Here is a 13,202-nt window from a genome sequence, read left to right as displayed (position 1 = left end):
CCGGCCCGCGCCCGTTGCGGTCGGCCATGCGGCCTTTCTCCGCCCATCTTGCGCCCGATGGCAGACTGACGGCCACGACAGAGCGGGGAACAGCATGGAGTACCTGGCCGGGCACGAGCCGACCTTTTGGGCACCCGATCCGAGCGAACGGACCCACCGGTTCGCGATCGGGCGCGCGGCGGCTTCGCGGCGCGACGCGACGCCGCTGGTCGCGGTCGGGATGAACCCGTCGTACGCGGACGACCGGGTCGCCGACAAGACCGTGAACCGCGTCATCCGCGCGAGCGTCGAGCATGGCTACTCGGGCTGGATCATGCTGAACCTCTACCCCGAGCGGGCGACGAGGCCGAAAGACCTGCGGCCGTACGACGCCGGGCTCTCCGCGGCGAACTGTGCGGCGATCGTCGAGGTGCTCGCCGTGCACGGTGCGACCGAGCTGCTCGGCGCGTGGGGCGGCCTCGTGCACGCGACCATCCGCCGCGCGAAGCGCGACGTGCTCGGGCAGCTCTCCTCGATCGGCGTCCGGCTGTTCAGCCTCGACCCGCCGACCGCCGGTGGCCAGCCTCGCCATCCGATGCCGCGCACGGGGCCGCTCCCGATGCTCGGCCCGAAGCGCTACCTGACGTGAGGGGTTGGCGCTACCGGAGGTCCGCGAACGGATCGATCACCGACTGGATACCGTGCTCCAGGCAGACGAACGCGACTCTCACGCCCGCGCCGTCCGCGCTCAGCGACGTATCGAGCTCGCAGTCGCCACCGCAGACGGCGCAGGTCCGATACCCGTCGTCGCGGGCGACGCGGATCTCGAGGCCCTCCGGGCCGTCGATGCGGTCGTAGTCCATCGCTCGAGGCTACGCCCGGCCTCGCGCCCGGCCCGACGAACCGTCCGACGTCGTCGCTAAGGTCGTTTCATGGATGAGGGGACGCCTGCGGAGCGATCCGCGCGCGCATTTCACGGAGCATTGGCATGAGCGTTCTGTACAGAGCGGTGTGGTCGGATTCGTACGCGAGCGATCGCACGGCGAGCGGCTCAGGGTGTGCGTGGCCGGCTGGACGCGCGAGTCGTCCGACCCCGAGCCGCTCGTCGACGGCGCCAGCGAGCTCGACGTCTCCCAGGGGCGGCATCGGCAGGTGAGCGTCCGGTCGATCGGGAATGACGCGTTCGAGGTCGTCTCTACGGATCAAGTCCCCGACGACCCGACCGAGTGGACGACCGCGATCCGCGTCGTCGCCGACGAAGACGGCGTACACACGCTCGTCGAACTGAGCATGTCCTCCGACGATCTCGCACGCAGAGTCTCCGTCGGCCGGCCGAAGATCGTGCGCGACCTCCTCGGCGCCGTCGAGAGACCCTATCTCGGCGGGAGCGGCGTGCCGACCGAGCCGCTGTCCGTGCCGGCCGCCGGCATCGCGATCCTGACCGAGATGCTCGCGAAGCCCGCCCGGACGCTTCCGATCATCGTCTGTGCCGAGCCGAACGGCGAGCACGACGGCTCTTGGCTTCGCGTGGCGGGGGCGATCGCGGCGCGCGCTGAGGGCATCGCCGCGGTGGTCACGCTCGATCGGACCGCCGTCGCCGCGTTCAGGCGCGAGTACGAGGCGCTCGCGATCTGGGACGGCGGCGTCCGGGTGTACGCGCCGGGGATCGTCGACCGGGACGCCGACGGATGGCGGCACCGCTACTACCTCCGCTCGAGGTTCGAGGAGTCGCCGCGGGCGACGATCGACCGCATCGTCTACTCGGTCGCGCAGCTGTCGACGAGGCGCCGCGTTCCTGGGGTCTTTCGCGCGTTCGGCGAGCAGGGCGGCCTACCCGCGGACGCGCTGGACGGGATGATCCCGGCGAAGGAGTTCGCGGATGCACACGAGCAGTGGGAGTTCGAGCTCGACGTGGCCCGCGACGAGCAGAGCTCGCTGGAGAAGGAACTCGCCAGCGCGAACGGACACCTGGCGCGGCTCAAGGACGCGCTGATTGGCCGCGGCTTGGCCGACCTGCTGTGGGGGACCCAGCACGAGGAAGCCGCGTCGATCCCAGACTCGGTGCAGGACTCGTCGGAGGCCGTCCTCGCGGCGCAGATGTACCTCTCCGAGTGGCTCGTGTTGCCGGACTCCGCGATCCGCGAGCTCGACGACATCGACACCGCGCCCGAGGCCTACAACTGGGGCAACAAGACCTGGCGCGGCCTCCGGGCCCTCGCGGCGTACGCGCAGGACCGTGCCGCGGGCTGGGACAAGGGCGGGTTCTGGGAGTGGTGCGCCTCGGGCCCTGCCCTCGGCTGGCCCGCCACGAGCAAGAAGCTCTCCATGACGGAGAGCGAAGGCGTGCAGACCGGCGGGAAGTTCAAGGGGACGCGCGTCTTCAAGGTGGACGCCGCGGTGGACACCTCCGGCGAGATCACCATGCTCGCCCACCTGAAGATCTCCGAAGGCGGCGGCAACCTCGCGCCCCGGGTCTACTTCTACGATGACACGAGCGGGCCGACTGGGAAGGTGCACGTCGGACTCGTCGGGCCGCACCATCTCGTCCCAAACAAGTCCACGAACTAGCCGATCGTCGTTGGCGGGCAGTCGTTGGCTGGCTCAGTCGCCGCGTCGCCTTCAGCGAGCACGCCGTGCACCGTGCCCACGGAGACGTCCAGCACGCGCGCGATGACGCGAATGGACTCGCCCTTCTCCCGCCTCGCGAGGATGATCGCGCGCTTGTCGTCGTCGATCACGCGGGGCCGCCCGCCGACCCGTCCGCGCAGCCTCGAGGCCGTTCTTGGTCTTGCGCGCGATGTCCCGGCGCCCGTCCTCGGCCAGCGTGAGCGCCAGGTCGAGGACCAGGCTGCGCTCGGTGTGTTCGCCGGCGGCGATGCCCTCGAGGACCCGGACGGCGGTGCCTTGCTCGAAGAGCGACTTGAGGACGATCAGCCCCTCGAGCAGGTTCCGGCCGAGCCCGCCCATCTCCTGCATCGCGAGCAGGTCGCCGTCGCGCATGAAGTCGAGCGCGGCTCGGAGGCCGGGGCGATCGTCTACCTTGAGCTTCCCGCTGACCTTCTCCTCGAAGACCCGCTCGCAGATCGGGTCCAGGGCGTCGTGCTGTCTCGCCGTCTCCTGCTTGGTCGTGCTCACCCGCACGAGTCCGATCAGCGCCATTCCGACCCCCACCGTTCAACAAATCCGTTCGTCTATCCAGGACCAGGCTGCTGGTTATTGAACGACTAGTTGAACGATGGTGCCTTCTGATCTCGTGATGTCGGGCGAGTTCCGAGGCGTTCTCGCAATCGACCGTTTTCTGAACGCGGGACCACTTCTGAGCGACTGAATGGATGGAGAACCTGACCATCCTGAAGATGCGGGGTTCGCAACAGTCCGAGTTGCGCTGGCTGAGCAAGAGAGGAACCGATCGGTCGGCTTGCGGGTGGCCGCGAGTTCGATGTCTTCACTTATCGATACCCTGCAGAGGTGCCAGCAAAGTCGGTCTCTGTTTCGGCCTCGACGCGGCCACCGTCGACGTGGTTCCTGCGTCCCCCTGCCGTTCTCGGATTTATCATCGCCGTGACAATTGCAGCGGCACCGTGGCTTGGGTTGGTTAGTGCCGCCATACTCCTCGCCATAGCCGTCCTGTGCTTCATTGCGACGTCTGCGTCGCTGCTGGGAGCCATGCCGTTGGTCCCGCTTCGAGAGCGCAGTCACCTCTTCCTACGACTTTCGTGGCTCGGTCGTTACGGGACGGCTGCCGTGGTCCTTGCATTGTCAACGTTCCTTGGCGGCCTCGCCGGCTCGCGCGCGATATCTCAAGGGGCGCCCCTTGATGCAAATGCTGCGCTCATGGGCCTACTCGGCGAGATCGCCAAGTACGCGGTGATCGTCGGCCTCTCTGTGTTCGCACTGTGGCTGACAGCGGATCTCTGGCGGCTTGGTCGCGACGGCCGGCGTGCCGGCGTTCAACGAGCACTTCGCTGGCTAGGAAGGCCGTATCTCGACAAGTGGGTGCATCACCCCGCCGTCACTCGGTGGCTCGATGTCCTTACGAATCCGGTCATGGGGGCGCTCACGATCATCGTGACTACGGGCATTCTCCTGTGGCCGCTATTCGGGACCTGATTGTGAGCCTGTAGCGCTCTGCTGTCCCCACGCACACGGAGAACGCGCCTGTGGGTCTGCCTGGGAATCCCGTGCGTTCAACCTCACGGCCGTACCGTCTTCGACGTCGGGGCGTGAGTCAACGCCATCCAAGGCGTCTGCGACGATCATGATTAGGTAATCGCCATAACTCACACCTTCGTCTCGTGCTCTGCTCTTAAGGAGACGACCCAACTCGATGGGGGGCTTAGCTAGGATCGCGTCCCTACCGTCGTGGATGTTCGGCAGCGTGTGGTCTCGGCCGGGACGGCGGATTGACGGCTCGGGTATGAACTCGGGTCGCGCGAGCTGCGCAGCCGCGAGCAACACCATGTACTCGCCGTTCGAGAACTTCAGGCGCCCAGCGTTTTCCCGTAGAAGTGCGCCAAGTTCTGGGGTGGGGCGAGCGAGGATCGCATCTCGTTGCCCCTTGCTGGGGCGGCCAATGTGGTCACTCATCGCCTGCGAGGATTTCGGCTTCGATCTTTACGTCACGGCGGGCGTTCGTACCGGCCAGGTCGAGGGGTGGCCGATCAACTGGCGTCCGGACGTTCTCGACCGCATCAGGAAGGTCCTCTCGCTGCCCGGCGTGGAGGGTGCGTGGCTGACGACGTGGCTCGAACGGCCATGGTTGCTAGATGAGCTCGAGGAGCTGTTTGGTCTCGGGGGAATGGTCGCGCATCGCGCGGAGCATCCCACAGTACGGACTCGCTCGGGCGGCGCCGTCATCAACGAGCGATTCGACGATGATGTCTCGTTCTCATCGTTCAGTTGAGCCTGGTGGAAGACACGAGCGCTGCAGCTGCTCATCGAGCAACTGCAACCTGCGCGTGTCGCATGGCTGGACGACGAAGTCAGGCGTCCGTTAGCGACGCCGCAACGGCTCCTGCTTCGCACCACCGAGGGCGAGGGGCTTCTCCCGGTCGACATGCGCCGGCTTGAGGACTGGGTGCATCTCGAAGGGAATGACCATGACTGATCTGCCATTCACTGAACGGTCCCCGACTGGGACCTACTACGTGATCACGCGCAGCCGCTCGGTGTACGAAGTCATCACTGATCCGGATCGGGCGCCTCGCGTCACTCGTTACCGCGTCGGTGAGAACGCGATGCTCCTCGATGGGCAGCCGCTCACGGGTGTTCGTGGCTTCAGCTTCGACTCGGTGACGGGGAACGGTGAAGTGCTCTGGTGGAAGGACAACATTGAAGACCGAGACGACCCGGGCGACGGCATCTACACTGGCACTCGGCGCCGGACATCGGACGTGGTGCTCGTCGTGCAAGTGGAGTCTGAGATGACCTCGATTGCGCCGCCAGGTCGGCCCTCGGAGTGGCCATCCGACGTCGTCAGGCGGATCCGAGATGAGGGCGCGGGCGCGCCGGTCGACCGAATCCGGCTCGCATTTTCTGACCTTGACCTCCCCCTCGTCGAAGCAGACTTCGATCGGGCGGCGTGGGGCCTAGATGTATAGAGCCATGGTGATGAACGAGTTCAGGACCGCAACGCCCATCGAGCGGAAGCGGAGGTGATCGGAACTATAACCGTCTGATCGGCCGGGGCGATCGGGTTGAAGGTCGGTGATGGGTTCTAACTAGCGGTACGCGTCCTCGATCGATGCGGGTATGTCAGCCAAGATCCTCGATCGCGTCGCACACGATGGTCCGCTGCAGTCGCTGACTCCGGAAGAGCTTCAGTTGGACCGGATGCCGTTGACCATGGACCCCCGCCCTCAACGCCACGTACGGGCATGGGTGCGGTTCGGGACTCCGGTCAAGGTCGACGCGATCGCCTGCCGCTGGACCTCGCAGGCTGTTGGGATCGAGCTTGAGGCCGGAGGGCGCAAGCATCGTTGCTGGGTGTGGGCGGGCGCTGTCGAAGAGATCGACCATGCACATGGGAGCGGATAGTGCAGCGCAGAGAGATGACGGGCAACCGCCAAGGAATGTTCCGACGCGGTGCCGCTGATGCACACAGGAGGGAAACGATGGGATCAGTCAAGCTGCGCGAGCCGGAACCGAGCTACCTCGAACGGCCGGTTGAAGACCCGAAGCGGGCGCGTGCGCGTGCTCGTCGTGACGTTCGTGAAGAGCGCGAGCGAAGGGCACGTTGCTCATCCGATCCGATGGCCCTGGCCGACGCTGAGCGGGAGGCGAACGATGGAACGCGCTGGTGACAACGTGAGCACGAATTCCCGCGACATCGTTCGTGCGCTAAACGCGGTGCTCGGGCCCACACTCGTCGCGGCACTGGCCGGCGCCGCGAACCGCGAGCTGCCAACGGAGTGGGTTCTCGACTATGGGTTGACGCCCGACATCCATGCTCAGCGGCGGCTGGCGTTTGCGTACCACTGATGGACGCGGGTGGCGGCCGCCGAGGGCCACCAGGTCGCCCGCCAGTGGTTCATCGGCGGCAATCCTCACCTGCACGACGAAACGCCCATCACCGCGATCCGTGAAGACCGGCACGAAGAGGTCGTGGACGCCGTGGCCTCGTTCATCGGCGGAGTCGGCGATGAGTGACCGACCCGAGGATCCCGAGGATCCCGAGGCGCGCAGGACCGATCGCGAACGCCGTCGTGAGTTGGCGATCGACACCATCGCCAGCTGGGCGCTTGACGGTCTCGCGCCGGACGAGCAGAGGCTCCGTTACATCCGCGAGTTCGTCGAATCAGACATGACTGCAGAGGAGGCTGTCGAGCGCGCGAAAGCGCGGGCGATCCGCCAGGCACAAGAGTCCGACGAGACCGCGGCGAATCGAATGACGAGCGGAGAACCTGGTTTGTTCCCGGAGATCGTCGATGACCTGCGCAAGTCGCTGGGCGCCAAACTCGTCGCCTACATCGCGGGCCTCTCTGAGACTCGCACGGTGCGTGAATGGGTGGAGGGGAGTCGCAAGCCGTCCCCTCGGCGGTGGAACGCCTGCGGTTGACTCATCGCATCGTCACCCTCATTGGCCAAAGCGAAGGCGAGGCTGTAGTTCCTACCTGGTTCCAGGGCATGAATCCCCACCTAGGTGACCGCTCCCCGGCGCGCGTGCTTCACGAGGACGTGTTCGACGAGGCAGCCCCTCGCGTGCTGTCCGCGGCGACCGCGTTCGTCGGGGCCTGATGCCGAGCGTGGAACTCTCCGCCATCGTCACCGCCGCGCCACCAGTCGAGGATCCGAAGAAGGCGCTGATGCGCGTTCACACGGGTCCGCGAGGAACGCCCAGGGCGGGCACAAGGATCGATCGGGAGTTGACTCCTCCCCGGCTAAAGCCGGAGAGCCTCGACCATCGACTCGCGTTCTGGATGCCGGCCGCCCAGAAGCGGGCGCCCCAGAAATACACAGAGGCACACCAAGTACACAAGAGTTCACAGGAGGGTCGGGCGGTCTAGGCGCTCAGCGCTCCTGCTCCTGCACGGATATCTCTTAGCTGATCCCAGCTCTCCCGCCTCGACGTCCAGCGCCGCTGCGATGCGCACGAGCGAGGGCTTTGTCAATAATGGTCGCAATCCTGACCAATACATGGGATAATAAACACATAACTGTCCAGTACGGTTCTAAGGAAGTGCCATGCCCGAGCAGCTGCCGGTGAAGGTGACCCGTGCTGCCGCCGAGATGGGCGAGCAGTTCGCCGGATGGCGCAAGATCCTGGGTCTGACGACCGAGCAGGTCGCCGACAGAGCCGACATCTCGCGCACGACCCTCCGCAAGCTCGAGCAGGGCGATCCCTCTGTCGCGTTCCACGTGGTGCTGCGTGTCGCGCGTGCCTTGGGCATCCTCGACACGCTCGCAGAGTCCCTGGACCCGTTGAAGACCGACCTCGGCCGCGCCCGCGCCGGACTCCTGGGGAGGAAGCGAGTGCGATGATCCATCCTGATGCGCTTCAGGTGCACGTCGACGTGGAAGGCGAGACCCTCTTCGCAGGACGCGTGCACTTCCACCGCAGCCGCGGAGAGCTGGCGTCCTCGACGTTCCAGTACGAGACGTCGTACCTGGCGCATCCCCGTGCATATGCCCTGGATCCGGCGCTGGATCTCGTCTCCGGCAGCCAGCACGTGTCGACGGGGCTGCCGGGGGCATTCAGCGACAGCGCACCCGACCGCTGGGGTCGCCGACTCGTCGCAGCGCGCGAGCGCTCCGACGCGCTGAGCAAGTCCCGTAGGCCGCGCGCCCTCGATGACGTTGATTTCCTGACAGGCGTCAGCGATATCACCCGCGAGGGCGCCCTGCGCTTCCGGACAGATGACGACCCGGTGTTCCTCGGCGCCGGACACGGCGTGCCCAAGCTCCTGAGCCTGCCCCGCCTGCTGCGCGCCTCGGACGCCGTGTCCGGCGATGGCGACCACCACGACTACGAGGCGGTGAAGGCCCTGCTGTCGGCCGGCACCGGGTCGCTCGGCGGCGCACGACCGAAGGCATCCGTGATGGGCGACGACGATCGTCAGCTGATCGCGAAGTTCCCGCACCACGAGGACCAGTGGGATGTTATGGCGTGGGAGACCACCGCGCTGGATCTGGCTGCCGCCGCCGGCATCGACACCTCGCGTCATTCGCTTGCCCGCGTCGGCGGCCGGTCTGTCCTGCTTCTGGAGCGGTTCGACCGAACGCACGATGCGCACCGAGTCGGCTACATCAGCGCCATGACGCTGCTTGAGCGTCGCGATGGCGACGGCGGCGACTACGTCGAGATCGCCGAGGCCCTCGATGAGGTCAGTGCACGGGCGAGCGAAGACCTGCGGCAGCTGTTCCGGCGGGCTGTACTGAACGTGGGTCTGAACAACACCGACGACCACCTCCGCAACCACGGATTGCTTCGCCACCGCGGAGGGTGGGCCCTGAGCCCCGTGTTCGATGTCAATCCCAACCCTGAGGCAAAGCTCCGGCAGACCTCAATCGCCGGCGCGGATGACTTGGCGCGTTCCGCCGACGGACTGCGTGAGCTCGCCTCTGCCTGCAGGCTGTCACCGCAGGAAGCCGACGACGAGCTGCTGCGCGTTGCGGACGCTCTGCGCTCCTGGCGGGATGTCGCCGTGCGCAATGGGATCGCCACCTCGTACCTCGCACTCTTCGAGGCATCCTTCGGCGAGGGAGACGCGTGCCTGAGGGACGCTGCGCGCACAAACGGGTCAGCACGCGGCTGAGTCCGTCCGCTCGACCCGGCCCGTACTCTCTCAGCGCTCTCGCTCTTAGCGCTCTTGTTCCGTCAAGAACATCTCAGCGCTGACCCCGTCGAGCAGCTCTCCCGCTTCGACGCCCAGCGCCTCTGCGATGCGCACGAGCGAGGGCAGGCTCATGAGGGCGCGCCCGGACTCGTAGCTCCGGATGTTCGAGGAGTCGATTCTGGACGTCGCTGCCAGTTGGTCGACGGACATCGATCGTGCTCTGCGTGCTGTGCTGATCAGCGCGCCGATGTGGGCTGCCGCGGCAGACGGGTTCCGGGCCATATCGCCAGGGTACTCGTACCTGGCTGTCGGGGTGCGCAGCGCCGGATGTTGGGATGGCATAGATTACGGTCTTCTCAGCGCCTGTTGCGCGGGTGTAGGCGCTCTGCGTTATCGTTTCCGTCGTGGACGTGCCGTCGGTGTTCGAGAGCCCGGAGGACTCGCTCGCCAAGATCCGCGACGACGTCGAACGGGCTGAAGCGCGTGCCACGGTGCTGCCGAAGCTGCAAGACCAGATCGCGCAAGCACGTGCCCGGGTGGTCTCCCGGCAGCGCGATATCGCCGTGGAGGTCGACTCCAGCGGCGTGCTGACGGTGCTGGACATCACGGACGCAGCGCTCTCCCGTGGGGGACGTGCAGTCTCGCGCGAGGTGCTGGACCTCATCGCCGCCGCGACCCTCGATGTCCGTAAGGAGACGCTGGCGATCTCCAAAGAGCTCCTCGGCGAGGACGATCCGATCGTGAAGCTCACCGAAGCACAGCTCGACACCGATCTGGAAGAGCATGGCGGTCGCAAGGGTGGTCTGAAGTGACGGGCAACATCGCGATTGATGCGGATGTGCTCCTCGCACACGCACGGAAGGTCGCAGGCTTCGCTGACGACGTGGACACTGCACTCAGTGCGGTGAACAGCGTCAACCTGGGCGGCGGTGCCTTCGGGCTCCTGTGCGCGTGGATGGCGCCACCGGCGCATGCTGTGAGCAACGTGATCACCTCGCACACACGCGAATCGAGGCAGGTGCTCGAGCGGACGCAGCGACAACTCCGCAATACCGTCGAGGACTACTCGGAACTCGAGGAATCGCATAAGGCCGTACTGCGCGCGCTCGGCGGAGGGCTCGAGTGAGCACGGCGAACCCGCTGGTCGCCTCTGCCCAGGACTCGACCTCGGCGTTCTCGGGCACATTCCTCGTCCAGGACGCCGACGACATCGCGAACGCGATCAAGTCCGGTGATTGGGGCGCCGGTGCGCTCTCGGTCGCTTCTGGTGCGCTGGACACCGTTGCGGCTGTCATCGATCCGATCGGCACGCTCATCGCCAACGGGCTCGGGTGGCTGATCGAGCACTTCGAGCCGTTGAAGGGCTGGTTCGACGACTTCACCGGGGACGCCGCCGATGTCGCTGCGTTCTCCGGCACGTGGGCGAATGCGAGCACGCATCTGGAGGGTCTCGCCGATCGGTATCAGTCATCGCTGGGTGATCTCAGCGATCTGTCGGGCGCGACCGTGGACGCCTATCTCACGCACGCGAACGGGATGATCGCACACCTGCGCGGCGCGAGCACCTGGGCCGGTGCGATGTCGACCGGACTGCAGATCGCCTCCACGCTCGTGCAGATGGTCCACGACGTCGTTCGAGACGCGCTCTCGCAAGTCGTCGGCACGGCGATCTCCGCCACGGCCACAGCAGCGATCACGCTCGGCATCGGCACACCCGTGGCCCTGGCCCAGATCGGCTCGAAGGTCGCCAGTCTCGTCGCCAAGATCGGGCACGTCATCCCGAAGATCATCGACGCGCTCACAGAACTGAAGCGGCTTCTGGGCCGTCTCGGCGGCAGCGTGCAGAAGGCCGTCAGTGACATCAGCCGCCGGCTGCACGGGGGCGCGGCGACGCACGTTGAGCCTGTTGCAGCAACTCGCCGCGTACCGACTCGCACGGAGTTCGAGACTTATCGCGACTCCCGGCCCTCTCGCGAGGCGAACTACGGGAAGCCGGCGGCTCGAGAATTCCAGCGCGAGCACGCAGGACCCACTGAATACAGAATCGGGCCTCCCGGAGAGGATGTATGGGCAGATGGTCTCCGCTATGACCCAGGAACCGGTGGCGTCGCTGTTGAGGCCAAGTATGTTATGAACCCGGGAGGTTCGGCCGTGTATGAGGGAACAGCCCCGGCATTCGTAGCTGATCGAGCCCTTACGCAGTTCGATGACGAGATCACCCGATATGCCGCCGCAATTTCCGATTCGAACACACCTCTTACGCGTCTTGATATTGTGGTATCGACACCGGCTGCTCGCGATTTCCTCAGCGAAAGGGTTGAGCAGCTATTTGCGCAATCAGTACAGGGCCATGAAAGACCGATTGATTGGAACATTCGAGTTGAAGGGGATGGCCGATGATCATCTCGGCGATTGACAACTCGTCCTTGCTGAGCGCACAAGAGCTCCTCCGTGTTCTGGGGGCGCAGTTCGGTACGGACAACGTGAAACTCCACACCTCAGAGAACCGCTTCCAGATCAATGTGGAGGTACCAGGTGAGCCTCCGTTCCAGGTGGTCGCCCCGAATGACAAGCAGTTGGACTCCGAGGGCACGGAAGTTCAGGATTTACAGGTGGCAGTGGCAGTACGCCAGGCTCTGCCTGTTGATGCCCCGCGCATCGTCGCGTTGCAGCCAGAGAGCTACGTGTTCGTGGACTTGACACCTGGCATCACGGCTGAAGAGATTCGTACCGGATGGCGCGACATATCTGAGGGCGATTTCTAAATCGAGCGGTAGGACGGTACTGTCCTGACCTCGCGGCGACCAACACGCCGGGGCGCAAGCCGGAGCAACTTGCAGCCTCTTCCCCGGTCTCTCTCCCTGACCAACTACCGCCGCCCAAAGCAAGTCGAGCGCGAGGTATTGGCTCCTGCGAAGCTGCTCGGCGCCGCTGGCTCGCGCTCGTGAAGTCGCGTGGTGATCTGGTGCGCAAGGAACGTGCGGCTTCAACCATGGTGTATGTCCTTGGCGGCGTAGCAATCGTGCGGACCCTGGTCGTCGAGCTTGTCGAGTAGCTAGTCTCTGCTCATGCCCGACGCACTCCGCATCCCCGGCGAAGTAGCCGCGATGCTTCGTTACTACGTGTATGCCCTGCGTGATCCGCGCGGGGGCGTGTGTTCTACGTCGGCAAGGGCATAGGTGACCGGATCAACGCGCACGCCCGGGAGGCAGGGAAGGATCTCGAGGTCCGAGCGGGCGAAGCTGCGCATGATCAACGACATCGAGGCGAGCGGTCTGTCGGTCGACCTTCTCTTCCTGCGCACGGGGATCGAGGATGAGGCTGCGGCGTTTGTCGTCGAGCAGGCCGTCATCGACGCGTTCGCGGCCGATGGGCACCCTTTGACGAATCTCGTCTGCGGTCATGACTCCGGGACTCATGGTCTGGCGTCGCTGCCGTCAACGATCGCGCGGCTCCGCGCGGAGCCGTGTCCTCCGATCGACGCGCCGGTGATCATGGTGAAGATCCAGAACGGCTGGCGCGCTGACTCGACGGAGCGCGAGATCTACGAGATGACCCGGGGCCACTGGAAGATCACCTCGGGGGTCCGGGAACAGGCGAAATACTGCTTGGGCGTCGCACACGGGATCGTGCGAGGCGCGTACCGAATCGACAGCTGGTTCCCCTCCGCGCAGCCCTGGGACGAGGGCAAGAACCGATGGGGCTTCGAGGGGGCATCGGCTCCGGAACTCGAGCACGTCGTCGGCACGCAGGTCAGGGACGTCTTCGGCGGCCGAGTGATGTACCGGCGATACCTCGACGGGTATCCCGGGGCGGGCCATGCGAGGTAGATGGCTGGAACCGACGAGCGCAGCCGGCGATGCTAAAGACAACAGAGGAGACGTTCGAGCGGTATCGCAATGGCAGATCGTTCGCCGGCCGCTCGACGAAAGCGCCGCGTGCAGTCCG

General features: G+C 65.8%; 19 protein-coding genes and 1 pseudogene. 16 read left to right on the top strand and 4 right to left on the bottom strand.

All coding sequences use genetic code 11. The features are described from left to right. The first annotated feature begins 94 nt into the window (after positions 1 to 94). A complete protein-coding gene (locus PU630_RS15495) occupies positions 95 to 628 on the top strand; it encodes a DUF1643 domain-containing protein (protein WP_275277958.1) in 534 nt (177 codons plus the stop codon). Between the two features lie 10 nt (positions 629 to 638). Here the strand turns inward: PU630_RS15495 and PU630_RS15490 are convergent, their stop codons facing one another. Next, positions 639 to 842: a hypothetical protein gene (locus PU630_RS15490; RefSeq protein ID WP_275277957.1), complete on the bottom strand. Its 204-nt coding sequence runs from the start codon at positions 840 to 842 to the stop codon at positions 639 to 641. Positions 843 to 1,041: 199 nt separating this feature from the next. Here PU630_RS15490 and PU630_RS15485 point away from each other — a divergent pair, with 199 nt between their 5' ends. Further along, positions 1,042 to 2,547: a hypothetical protein gene (locus tag PU630_RS15485; protein ID WP_275277955.1), complete on the top strand. Its 1,506-nt coding sequence runs from the start codon at positions 1,042 to 1,044 to the stop codon at positions 2,545 to 2,547. Here PU630_RS15485 and PU630_RS17440 read toward each other — a convergent pair. Then, entirely contained in the window at positions 2,544 to 2,717 is a 174-nt protein-coding gene (locus tag PU630_RS17440; protein WP_428981966.1) for a helix-turn-helix domain-containing protein, read from the bottom strand. The two genes, PU630_RS15485 and PU630_RS17440, sit on opposite strands and share 4 nt — an antisense overlap. A gap of 82 nt (positions 2,718 to 2,799) precedes the next feature. After that, positions 2,800 to 3,138, bottom strand: a pseudogene (locus PU630_RS17435) (recombinase family protein); the annotation flags it as partial. A 675-nt stretch (positions 3,139 to 3,813) separates the two neighbouring features. Here PU630_RS17435 and PU630_RS15475 point away from each other — a divergent pair. The 9 genes from PU630_RS15475 to PU630_RS15435 all read left to right on the top strand — a co-directional run bounded on the left by PU630_RS15475 (position 3,814) and on the right by PU630_RS15435 (position 9,233). Further along, positions 3,814 to 4,089 (top strand): hypothetical protein, encoded by a 276-nt coding sequence (locus PU630_RS15475; protein WP_275277953.1) that lies wholly within the window; start codon positions 3,814 to 3,816, stop codon positions 4,087 to 4,089. 463 nt (positions 4,090 to 4,552) lie between these two features. After that, on the top strand, positions 4,553 to 4,882 hold the full coding sequence (locus tag PU630_RS15470) for a hypothetical protein (protein ID WP_275277952.1): 330 nt from the start codon (positions 4,553 to 4,555) through the stop codon (positions 4,880 to 4,882). Positions 4,883 to 5,078: 196 nt separating this feature from the next. Beyond that, positions 5,079 to 5,579: a hypothetical protein gene (locus tag PU630_RS15465; protein WP_275277951.1), complete on the top strand. Its 501-nt coding sequence runs from the start codon at positions 5,079 to 5,081 to the stop codon at positions 5,577 to 5,579. A 151-nt stretch (positions 5,580 to 5,730) separates the two neighbouring features. Further along, on the top strand, positions 5,731 to 6,015 hold the full coding sequence (locus PU630_RS15460; RefSeq protein ID WP_275277950.1) for a hypothetical protein: 285 nt from the start codon (positions 5,731 to 5,733) through the stop codon (positions 6,013 to 6,015). Positions 6,016 to 6,285: 270 nt separating this feature from the next. Beyond that, complete coding sequence (locus PU630_RS15455) at positions 6,286 to 6,459, top strand: hypothetical protein (protein ID WP_275277949.1); 174 nt, start codon at positions 6,286 to 6,288, stop codon at positions 6,457 to 6,459. 9 nt (positions 6,460 to 6,468) lie between these two features. Next, the gene (locus PU630_RS15450) at positions 6,469 to 6,627 is read left to right on the top strand and encodes a hypothetical protein (RefSeq protein WP_275277948.1); all 159 of its coding nucleotides are present in this window, start codon (positions 6,469 to 6,471) and stop codon (positions 6,625 to 6,627) included. A gap of 61 nt (positions 6,628 to 6,688) precedes the next feature. Beyond that, positions 6,689 to 7,036, top strand: a complete 348-nt coding sequence (locus tag PU630_RS15445) for an antitoxin VbhA family protein (RefSeq protein WP_275277947.1) — start codon at positions 6,689 to 6,691, stop codon at positions 7,034 to 7,036. Between the two features lie 626 nt (positions 7,037 to 7,662). Next, complete coding sequence (locus PU630_RS15440; protein ID WP_275277946.1) at positions 7,663 to 7,959, top strand: helix-turn-helix domain-containing protein; 297 nt, start codon at positions 7,663 to 7,665, stop codon at positions 7,957 to 7,959. Next, positions 7,956 to 9,233, top strand: a complete 1,278-nt coding sequence (locus PU630_RS15435) for a type II toxin-antitoxin system HipA family toxin (protein WP_275277945.1) — start codon at positions 7,956 to 7,958, stop codon at positions 9,231 to 9,233. The genes PU630_RS15440 and PU630_RS15435 overlap by 4 nt, the downstream gene beginning before the upstream one ends. Positions 9,234 to 9,278: 45 nt before the next feature. Here the strand turns inward: PU630_RS15435 and PU630_RS15430 are convergent, their stop codons facing one another. Beyond that, positions 9,279 to 9,464, bottom strand: a complete 186-nt coding sequence (locus PU630_RS15430; protein ID WP_275277944.1) for a helix-turn-helix domain-containing protein — start codon at positions 9,462 to 9,464, stop codon at positions 9,279 to 9,281. Between the two features lie 194 nt (positions 9,465 to 9,658). On the opposite strand from PU630_RS15430, the gene PU630_RS15425 reads away from it, so the two are divergent. The 5 genes from PU630_RS15425 (at position 9,659) to PU630_RS15405 (ending at position 13,084) form a co-directional block, all read left to right on the top strand. Then, positions 9,659 to 10,066 carry a hypothetical protein gene (locus PU630_RS15425; RefSeq protein ID WP_275277943.1) on the top strand — a complete coding sequence of 136 codons (408 nt, stop codon included), beginning with the start codon at positions 9,659 to 9,661 and terminating at the stop codon, positions 10,064 to 10,066. Continuing rightward, positions 10,063 to 10,380, top strand: a complete 318-nt coding sequence (locus PU630_RS15420; RefSeq protein WP_275277942.1) for a DUF5956 family protein — start codon at positions 10,063 to 10,065, stop codon at positions 10,378 to 10,380. Before PU630_RS15425 ends, PU630_RS15420 begins: the two co-directional genes overlap by 4 nt. Next, entirely contained in the window at positions 10,377 to 11,654 is a 1,278-nt protein-coding gene (locus tag PU630_RS15415; protein ID WP_275277941.1) for a restriction endonuclease fold toxin-2 domain-containing protein, read from the top strand. The genes PU630_RS15420 and PU630_RS15415 overlap by 4 nt, the downstream gene beginning before the upstream one ends. Further along, complete coding sequence (locus PU630_RS15410) at positions 11,651 to 12,019, top strand: hypothetical protein (protein ID WP_275277940.1); 369 nt, start codon at positions 11,651 to 11,653, stop codon at positions 12,017 to 12,019. The genes PU630_RS15415 and PU630_RS15410 overlap by 4 nt, the downstream gene beginning before the upstream one ends. A 483-nt stretch (positions 12,020 to 12,502) precedes the next feature. After that, a complete protein-coding gene (locus PU630_RS15405) occupies positions 12,503 to 13,084 on the top strand; it encodes a hypothetical protein (protein ID WP_275277939.1) in 582 nt (193 codons plus the stop codon). The last annotated feature ends 118 nt before the right edge of the window (positions 13,085 to 13,202 follow it).

This window comes from Microbacterium horticulturae (genome assembly GCF_029094505.1).
In the GTDB taxonomy this organism is placed as follows: Bacteria; Actinomycetota; Actinomycetes; order Actinomycetales; family Microbacteriaceae; genus Microbacterium; species Microbacterium horticulturae.
The sequence above is the reverse complement of the archived record's forward strand: the minus strand, read 5'-3'. Positions and strand labels throughout refer to the sequence as shown.

Bases quoted from the DNA above. Each gene is read 5' to 3' on its own strand.
- PU630_RS15435 (WP_275277945.1), top strand. From the start codon at position 7,956: ATGATCCATCCTGATGCGCTTCAGGTGCACGTCGACGTGGAAGGCGAG.
- PU630_RS15465 (WP_275277951.1), top strand. From the start codon at position 5,079: ATGACTGATCTGCCATTCACTGAACGGTCCCCGACTGGGACCTACTAC.
- PU630_RS15490 (WP_275277957.1), bottom strand. From the start codon at position 842: ATGGACTACGACCGCATCGACGGCCCGGAGGGCCTCGAGATCCGCGTC.
- PU630_RS15405 (WP_275277939.1), top strand. From the start codon at position 12,503: ATGATCAACGACATCGAGGCGAGCGGTCTGTCGGTCGACCTTCTCTTC.
- PU630_RS15475 (WP_275277953.1), top strand. From the start codon at position 3,814: ATGGGCCTACTCGGCGAGATCGCCAAGTACGCGGTGATCGTCGGCCTC.
- PU630_RS15440 (WP_275277946.1), top strand. From the start codon at position 7,663: ATGCCCGAGCAGCTGCCGGTGAAGGTGACCCGTGCTGCCGCCGAGATG.
- PU630_RS15460 (WP_275277950.1), top strand. From the start codon at position 5,731: ATGTCAGCCAAGATCCTCGATCGCGTCGCACACGATGGTCCGCTGCAG.
- PU630_RS15495 (WP_275277958.1), top strand. From the start codon at position 95: ATGGAGTACCTGGCCGGGCACGAGCCGACCTTTTGGGCACCCGATCCG.
- PU630_RS15430 (WP_275277944.1), bottom strand. From the start codon at position 9,464: ATGTCCGTCGACCAACTGGCAGCGACGTCCAGAATCGACTCCTCGAAC.
- PU630_RS15410 (WP_275277940.1), top strand. From the start codon at position 11,651: ATGATCATCTCGGCGATTGACAACTCGTCCTTGCTGAGCGCACAAGAG.
- PU630_RS15470 (WP_275277952.1), top strand. From the start codon at position 4,553: ATGTGGTCACTCATCGCCTGCGAGGATTTCGGCTTCGATCTTTACGTC.